Origin of the sequence: Collinsella sp. AM33-4BH, from assembly GCF_003469205.1 — a bacterium.
GTDB lineage: Bacteria > Actinomycetota > Coriobacteriia > Coriobacteriales > Coriobacteriaceae > Collinsella.
Genome location: NZ_QSIN01000008.1, coordinates 110,152 through 119,084 on the forward strand (window position 1 = coordinate 110,152; position 8,933 = coordinate 119,084).

Annotated in this window: 6 protein-coding genes; 3 read left to right on the top strand and 3 right to left on the bottom strand. The window is 60.3% G+C overall.

The annotated features are described in order from the left end of the window. Positions 1-114: 114 nt before the first annotated feature. Entirely contained in the window at positions 115-1,515 is a 1,401-nt protein-coding gene (locus tag DW821_RS07450; RefSeq protein WP_118066286.1) for a glycoside hydrolase family 1 protein, read from the bottom strand. Between the two features lie 302 nt (positions 1,516-1,817). Here DW821_RS07450 and DW821_RS07455 point away from each other — a divergent pair, with 302 nt between their 5' ends. Both DW821_RS07455 and DW821_RS07460 read left to right on the top strand, forming a co-directional pair. Further along, positions 1,818-2,537, top strand: coding sequence for a GntR family transcriptional regulator (locus tag DW821_RS07455; protein ID WP_117637077.1), 720 nt, complete (start codon positions 1,818-1,820; stop codon positions 2,535-2,537). Between the two features lie 72 nt (positions 2,538-2,609). Continuing rightward, entirely contained in the window at positions 2,610-3,542 is a 933-nt protein-coding gene (locus DW821_RS07460) for a type I phosphomannose isomerase catalytic subunit (protein ID WP_370221229.1), read from the top strand. A gap of 398 nt (positions 3,543-3,940) precedes the next feature. On the opposite strand, the gene DW821_RS07465 is transcribed toward DW821_RS07460, so the two are convergent. Further along, a complete protein-coding gene (locus tag DW821_RS07465) occupies positions 3,941-6,841 on the bottom strand; it encodes an ATP-dependent helicase (protein WP_118066290.1) in 2,901 nt (966 codons plus the stop codon). Positions 6,842-7,068: 227 nt separating this feature from the next. Further along, a complete protein-coding gene (locus DW821_RS07470; RefSeq protein WP_117646230.1) occupies positions 7,069-8,049 on the bottom strand; it encodes an undecaprenyl-diphosphate phosphatase in 981 nt (326 codons plus the stop codon). Positions 8,050-8,298: 249 nt separating this feature from the next. Here DW821_RS07470 and DW821_RS07475 point away from each other — a divergent pair, with 249 nt between their 5' ends. Beyond that, positions 8,299-8,736, top strand: coding sequence for a universal stress protein (locus DW821_RS07475; RefSeq protein WP_006235921.1), 438 nt, complete (start codon positions 8,299-8,301; stop codon positions 8,734-8,736). Positions 8,737-8,933: the final 197 nt, after the last annotated feature.

Sequence of the window (8,933 nt, forward strand, 5' to 3'; positions counted from 1 at the left end):
TCCTAACTATCAAATCCGGCCTTTTCCTATGCGCACGGTGGTCTGTCGCCCTCTGCCACCAGATGTGCCATGTGTTGCGCGCGGCGGCGCGTGGTCTGGGCGTTCGCCCGGTCGCTAATCAACCACATGGGTCGTGGCGACCTGTTTGAGCCAGGCCGCCGACTTCTTAAGACGGCGCTTGTAGCCGTCCATCAGATCAACCTCGACAAAACCGTAACGGTTCTTAAAGGCATTGGCCCAAGACCAGTTATCGATGACAGCCCAATAATGGTATCCGCGGCACTTGGCGCCCTCGTCGATGGCCTTGGCCACCCACTCCAGGTGCTGGCGTACAAAGTCGACGCGGTAGTCGTCCTGGATGGTTCCTTCGGCGTCACGGTTCTTGTATTCGTCCATGATGCCGATGCCGTTCTCGGAAACGAACCACTCAAGATCGGGGTAGTTCTTGGCGCAGTCCATGCCAAAGTCGTAGAGGCCCTGCGGGTAGATCTCCCAGCCGCGGCTCTCGTTCATAACGGCGTCGGGCCACACGTACTCGTCGGCAAAGTGCGGCAGACCGTACTGGTCGATCTTGCTCGCCGGAGCCTGAACGCGCGTGGGGTGGTAGTAGTTGCAACCGAGCCAGTCGACAACACCCTGCTTAAGAATCTCTTGGTCGCCGGCACGGAACGGGAGCTTAACGCCGCCCTCGGCCAGGCTTTCGAGCACGTCGGTGGGAAGCTCGCCCTTGGTAATAAGGTCGAGCCACCAGCGGTTGCTGATACCGCTGGTCATGCGCACGGCCTCGAGGTCTGCCTCGCTGGGGTTCTCTTTGGTGTAGACCGGGGTAAAGCAGTTGATCATGCCGATCTTGGCATCGGCGCGAATAGCACCCTCGTCATAGGCGCGACGATAGTTGACCACGGCCAGCGCATGTGCCAGCGAGATGTGATACTGCACGGTGCGGGCACGGTTGAAGTCGTGGAGTTGCGGGAACCACACGCCCTCCTGATAGCGCTGCTCGGGCTCGACGATGGGCTCGTTAAAGGTGAACCAGTACTTAATCTCCTGGCCAAACTCGTGGAAGGCGACGTCGGCATAATGCGCGTAAGCCTCGACGACCTCACGGCTCTCCCAGCCGCCGCGGTTAAAGAGGTAGGTGGGCATGTCAAAGTGGTACAAGTTGACAAACGGCTCCAGGCCGGCCTCGCGAGAGGCGCGGAACAGCTCGTGATACCATGCAGCGCCCTCCCCATTAAGGTTGCCGTCGGCATCGAGCAGACGACTCCACTGGATGGAAGTGCGATAGGTATTCAGGCCCAAGTCCTTCAAAATGCGAAAGTCTTCCTGGTACTTGGCCATAAAGTCATTGCCGGCATAAGAGCCAACGCAGTTGTAGAACGAACCCAGATCCTGGATGGACCAGGTGTCCCACAGGTTCTCGAGCTTGCCGCCCTGGTTCCACTGACCCTCAGTCTGCGGGCCGGACATAGCAGCGCCAAAAAAGAAGTCACGGGGCAGCTGATACTGTGCCATCAAAGTCCTCGCTTTCGTGTTCTAGAGCTTCCGGTTGGAGACGGGTTTGCTTTGGCAGGTTATCCGGCGCGGGCGCGCACCGGTCATACCGATATCCAACCCGCCAAAACAAAGCCGTCCCCAAACAGTACAAGGAAACGCCAATGCATCTCGCTTGTTGTCTGTAACTATAGCGCTCTAATTTTCTATGTAAAGCGTCTTTTTCATTTTTCTTTATCGAACTTCTTTCATGAAAGCCATATGGATGCTTTCTAAGTAGGTATACTTTCTAAATATCGACGCAAATATGAAGGGAGGATTGCATGATTCCCAAATACGAGGCGATAGCTGCAGATATCCGTCGAAGCATCGAGGACGGCGCACTTAAACCGGGCGATAAGTTGCCCACCGTCGTTGAGTTCTGTGAGCTCTATGGCGTTTCCAAAATCACCGTCAAACGAGCGATTGAGCAGATCACCGAGGAAGGCCTTATTACCAGCCGGCGCGGATCGGGCACCTACGTCAAGGACACGGCGGGACTTCCCGGCCAGGTGTTTTTTCAAGGCAAGAACGACCGTGCCCAGGGCTTTTCGTATGAGCACCGCGGGGAAAAGGTGACCTCGGTGGTCTACGATTTCTCGATCGTCAATCCGCCGGCAGAGGTTGCGACCCAGCTGGGAATGGCCGAGGATGACTTCGCCTATCACATCGTGCGCGTGCGCCAGGTCGACGAGAAGCCCATCGTCATCGAGTACACCTATATGCCGCTCGAACTGATCCCGGGCCTTAAAAAGAAGGACCTGTACGGATCGGTCTACGGCTTTATCCGCGAGCAATGCGGGCTGAAGATTTCGAGCTTCCATCGCACCATTCGCGCTGTCGCGGCAACTGAGGAAGAGGCTGAGCGCCTGGATACCAAACCCGGCTCTCCCCTGCTCGAACTCAACCAGATTGGCTTCTTGGATAGCGGCACCGCGTTTGAATATTCTATCTCGCACAACGTAGGCGACCGCTTTGAGCTGCACAACGTAACGCTGGCCTAGTTTTGTAATCCGGTGGGTGCTCGTTTTGAGCTGTCTTACGCGGCACCCGCACAACCTTATGGGAGTATGCACATGTCCGACTTGATTAAACTGACGCCGATCTTCCACGAGAAGATCTGGGGCGGCCGCCAGCTCGAAACCGTATTTGGTTACGACATTCCCGAGGGCCCCATCGGTGAGTGCTGGGCCATCTCGGCACACCCCAACGGCGACTGCCAGATCGCTGAGGGCCCGTACGCCGGTCACACGCTGTCATGGCTGTGGGCCGAGCACCGCGAGCTCTTTGGCAACTGCGAGGGCAAGGAGTTCCCGCTGCTCATTAAGATTCTGGACGCCAAGGACGACCTTTCGATCCAAATCCATCCCAACGACGAGTACGCCGCCGAGCACGAGAACGGTAGCTTGGGCAAAACCGAGTGCTGGTATGTGCTGGACTGCGAGCCCGGCTCCACGATCATCGTCGGCCAGCGTGCCAAGGACCGCGCCGAGGCCGCACAGATGATCGAGGAAGGCCGCTGGGATGACATGCTCAACGTGCTGCCAATCCACAAGGGCGACTTTTTCCAGATTGACTCCGGTACTGTGCACGCCATCAAGACCGGCACGCTCATTTTGGAGACGCAGCAGTCGAGCGATGTGACCTATCGCCTGTACGACTACGACCGCCCCGGCACCGACGGCAAGCTGCGCCCGCTGCACATTGAGCAGAGCCTCGACTGCATCGATTTTAATGTCCAGGCTCCGACCGACGGCACCGTGACCGCGCCCGAGGTCGACGGCGTGACCGAGCTCGAGTCCAACCCCTGCTACACCGTCGATCGCGTGCGCGTCAACGGCAGCAAGACCCTCGACCAGCACTGGCCCTTCATGTGTCTGTCGGTCATCGACGGCGAAGGCACCGTCTGCGGCGAGGCAGTCCACAAGGGAAGCCACCTGCTGGCCCCCAGCACCGTCACCTCCATCTACCTCGAAGGCAAAATGGAACTGATCATCTCGCACCTGTAAGCCACCACAACAACCCAAACGCAACAAGGGGCTCCCCCGTCCACATACGGGAGAGCCCCTTGCCTCATTTCATAAACATTTTAGTAACTAATTGAAATGATGCTGAGCAGCATAAAACGTTCAATCATCAAAGGCCAAAGCACAAGGGGCCCCTCGTTCATGTGCGGGAGAGCCCCTACTCATATCCATATATCAGCCCACCCGGCTCTCCAGACCAAAAAGCGAACAGGCAGAGCGACGCTCGCAAGCAACGCTACCCAAGGCCCCGGACAGGCGGCAAGGACAACGTCGATCGCGAGTTCCGCACGCAAAGGAGGCCACTTAATGTGGCCTCCGTCTTGCGCAGGACTGTCCGAGCAGGCGACGTTGTCCTTGGCGCCTGTCCGGGGCCGCCGGGATTACGACAGCTTGACAATCGGTGCAAAGCCCTTCATGAGCTTTTTGGTCTGGCCGGTCTTTTCGAATTGAACCTCGATCATGTCTCCGGCGACCGAGATCACGGTACCGGTGCCAAAGGTCTTGTGGCTCACGGTATCGCCCGCGGCAAAGTCCTGCGACGCGCTGGCGCGATCGACCTTGCGCTCCACCGTCGGCGACACCTTGGACGACGGCTTTTTAGCTCGCGGCGCGCCCGAACCAAAGGTCGAGGCAACACGGCCGGCGTCGGGCGAAACCCCGCGATGGCGCTCGGTGCCATAGGTGCTGCCACCAAAGAAATCGTCGAAGCTCGATCCGCCGCGCGAACCGGAACCGCCGGTCGAGCGCGTATGCGAACCGAACACCTTGCCGCCATACATATCCGAGCCCATGCCCGAGCCAAAGGTGCCGTGACGGTCGCCGCGCTTCTCCCAGCCCGTGCCCTCAAAACCGGCAGAACCGATACCGCTAAACTCGATATCCTCAAACGGAATCTCGTTGAGGAAGCGAGAGCGCGGGTTGGCAGAGGTCGAGCCGTAGGTGCGACGCGTGGCCGCATAGGTCAGGAACAGGCGCTTACGGGCACGCGTGATGGCAACGTAGGCCAGGCGACGCTCCTCCTCGAGCTTGCCCGGGTCATCGCTGCCGCCAAAGTCGTGCACGTGCGGGAAGATACCCTCCTCCATGCCGGCCACGAACACCGCCGGGAACTCCAGGCCCTTGGCGGAGTGGATGGTCATCATGGTAATGGCATGCGTCTCGCCGGCCAGGGAATCCAGGTCGGAGCGCAGGGCCAGCCACTCCATGAGTGCCGGCAGTGCCTTACAGGTGAGCGGACCGTAGGTGCGCTCGATCTCGTCGGCATGCACGGCGCCCGCCGGTAGCTCTGTTGGCACGGCATACGCGTTGCCCGCGATGGCGGCGGCCAGGGCATCCTGCGGCGAGAGCGCCGGGGCGGCTAGGCTATCGAGCGGATTGGAGCCCGCGGCGTCACGAGCGCCGACAAGTGCCTCAAACGAGGATGCCGGAGCGGACGGCCCCGGCTCGGACGCGGGCGCACTCACCACGACGGACTCGGACTCGGCGACGGACGGCACGTCGGCAACACCGGCCGCGCGCAGCTCTTCTAGACTCTCGAGCGTACCCTCGATATCCTCGTGCGTCTCCTCAAATTCGGCGGCGACGCCCAGGAATTCCTGGATGTTCTCGGCGCGGCTCTCGGACTCCATGGTGCCCTCGGCGCGGAACGCCTGCAGCAGGCCCGTCTTGTCGACAATCATCTCGACGACGTCCTTGAGCTCGCCGTCCATGCGGCGGCCCTCGCGCACCAGCGCCACAAAACTCGACAGGCCGTTGCGCACCTTCGCGCTAAACATGCCCGTCTCGGCTGTTGCGATCTCGCAGGCCTGGAAGAACGAGCAACGGTTGCCGCGCGCAAGCTGCTCGATCTTTTGGATCGAGGTGGAGCCGATGCCGCGACGCGGCGTGTTGATGACGCGCTTGACGCTCATCTCGTCTGCCGGGTTCACGATCATCTTGAGGTAGGCCATGACGTCGCGGATCTCGGCACGGTCGAAGAATCGCGTGCCGCCCACAATCTTGTAGGGCACGCCCGCGCGCAGGAACATATCTTCGAGAATACGCGACTGGGCGTTGGTGCGATAGAACACAGCGATGTCGTCGTAGCTCGTGCCCTTGGAGTGCAGCTTTTCGATCTCGCCGGCAATCCAGCGGCCCTCGTCGCGCTCATCGCTTGCCTGGAAGGCCTGGATCTTCTCGCCGTCGCCCTCGGCCGTAAACAGGCGCTTGTCCTTGCGTTGCGAGTTGTGACGCACCACGGCGCTGGCGGCGCTCAGGATATGACCCGTGGAGCGGTAGTTCTGCTCCAGCTTAACGGTCTTGCAGTTTTTAAAGTCCTGCTCAAAGTCCAGGATGTTGGTGATGTCGGCGCCACGCCAGCTATAAATGGACTGGTCATCGTCGCCCACGACCATAAGGTTTTGGTACTTGGCGGCCAGCAGGTTGGCAATTTCGTACTGGACGTGGTTGGTGTCCTGATACTCGTCGACGCTAATGTAGCGGAAGCGCTCTTGGTACTTGTCGAGCACCTCGGGGCGGGTGCGCAGAAGCTCGAGCGTGCGCACGAGCAGGTCGTCGAAGTCCATCGCGTTGGCGGCGCGCAGGCGGCGCTCCAGCTCCAGGTAGACCTGCGCGGCCTTTTTGTCGTTGGGGCTATCGGCGGACTTGAGCATGTCCTCGGGCCCGATCATGGCGTTTTTGGCCGAGCTGATCTTGCTGCGGATCATATTGATGGGGAATTGCTTTTGCTCGATGCCGAGTGCCTGCATAATATCACGCACCATGCGCTTTGAGTCATCGTCATCGTAGATGGTGAACTGACCGGTGTAGCCCAGCAGGTCGGCGTCCTCGCGCAGCATGCGCACGCACATGGCATGGAAGGTACACACCCACATGCCGCGGGTGCCGCTGGGAATGAGTGCTGCCAGACGCTCGCGCATCTCGGCCGCGGCCTTATTGGTAAACGTGATGGCAAGAACCTGCCAAGGCTTAACACCCAGGTCGCCGAGCATATGTGCGATGCGGAAGGTCAAGACGCGGGTTTTGCCCGAGCCGGCACCGGCGAGCACCAGCAACGGGCCCTCGGTGGTCAGAACTGCCTCGCGCTGGGCGGGATTAAGGCTGTCGATGTCGACAAACGGCTTTGCGGGCGCAGGAGCCGGCGCGGGAGCGTCGTAGATGTCGAGCGGGACGAGTTCGGGCTCCGGCGCAGCGGGGGCGACGTATACATCGAGCGGCACGGGTTCCGGCGCGGGAGGCACGGGTACCGTGGTGTTCTTTTCCCAGGGCAAGGGCTGGGTCATGGGCGACTCCTCATCTGACGGACGGCGCGCCTGCGGGCAGCGCCATAGTTTGAGCCGTACCAGTATACCGAGCCGCGCGGACACCAACGCAAATCACACCACGACTCCGTGCGCCACCATCGGACCCACCCCATCGCCCAAAAAAGAGGGCAGCATAGACCTTTTGGTCATGCCACCCTCTTTGAATGACAAGCTGTCGCTCTGGCCGCCGCGCAGCGTCGACTAAGTTAGAGGCCGAGCATGGGCTCCAGAACGAAGAAGTATGCGAGCACTACGATGCCCAGGATGATGCGGTAAACACCGAAGCACTTAAAGTCGTGACGGCGGACGAAGCCCATGAGCCACTTGATGGCGATGAGCGAAACCACAAAGGCAACAACGCAGCCCACGCCCAAGATGGCGATCTCGTTGGTGCCGAACGTGCCGCCCTTGATGAAGTACTTGACCAGCTTGAGCGCACTCGCGCCAAACATGACAGGAATGGCCAGGAAGAACGTGAACTTAGACGCCACCGAGCGCGTGCAGCCCAAAAGCAGGCCGCCGATGATGGTAGAACCGGAGCGAGACGTACCAGGCACCAGCGAAAGCACCTGGAAGCAGCCGATACCCAGCGCAGTCTTCCAGCTGAGGTCCTCGAGCGTGGCGATGGAACCAAAGTCCAGGTTCTCGTCATCGTCCTCATCCTCAGCGGTAGCCGTGGCGGGCGCCGCAAAGTGCGCACCGGCGGGACGTCCACCCGACACCACAGCACGCGAACCAAACGAACCGGCAACGGCCATTTCCTCGCGCTTGCTCGCGCGCCAGTTCTCGATCACGATAAACAGCACGCCGTACACGATGAGCGCCAGCGCCACGACGGGAGCATTGTAGAAATGCTCCTCCATCCAGTCGTTGAGCGGCAGGCCGATCGCCGCCGCAGGAATGCAACCGAGCACAATCTTGCCCCACAGCACCCAGGTGTCGCGACGGCCCTCCTTGCCCTTGCTAGGCGAGAACGGGTTGAGCTCGTGGAAAAACAGCACGCAGACGGCCAGAATGGCGCCGAGCTGAATCACGACCAGGAACATATTCCAGAACGTCTCGCTCACGTTCATCTTGACGAACTCGTCCACCAAGATCATGTGGCCCGTCGACGAAACGGGCAGCCATTCGGTGATGCCCTCGACCAGGCCCATGAAGGCAGATTTTAGAAGCTCGATAATATCCAAAGGGACCCCCTCGTTAGACACCCGCCGGTAGATGTTCTGCGGACGATGCGGGCGATGTCCCATTATCAACCGTTGGCGGTGCGACCGCGCCTACCCTTACCAAAAAACTCGCCCGTTCACAGAATTGCGAGCAGTTAAACCGAAATCCTTGGGTATAACTGCAACAAGATAAAGTGTCCGGCGGTCAACGCACCCGCGCCCGCCCGACGCACGAGCCCCGCGCCCGTGCGATAGACCAAGGAGGAAACCATGAACGAGGGCTACACCAAGGTATTTGTTTCACTCGACGGTACTGAGCAGCAGGATTTTGTGCTCGCACGCGCCATCAAAGTCGCCGCGAACAACGGCGCTAAGCTGATCATCGGCCACGTCATCGATTCCACGGCACTCGAGAGCGCCGGCTCCTATCCGGTCGACCTGGTCAACGGCCTAGAGGAGGCATTTAAGAACTCCATCGCCAAGCAGCTCGAAGAGGCCAAGGCCAATCCCGACATTCCCGAGGTCGAGGTCATGATTCGCGCCGGCCGCATTCGCGAGACGCTCAAGGACGAGATGCTCGACGTGGTCAAGCCCGACCTGGTGCTCTGCGGCGCCCGCGGCCTGTCCTCGATCAAGTATGCGCTACTGGGTTCAATTTCGACGTTCCTGCTGCGCAATACGGACTGCGACATTTTGGTTGTGAAGTAGCGTTGCTCCCACCGGCCGCGGGGCCTGCGGGGTTTCCACGGGCACGTCCTCGCCGCGTTGCGGCTGCGGGATGTGCCCTTAGGAAACCCCTCCCGGCCTCGCGGCCTTCGCGGCCTTACTTCAGCGAGTTGGCTGATAAAAGATGGCGTGCCGCCCCGTTTGGGGCGGCACGTTTTGTTTGGGCTGCACGTTTTTGT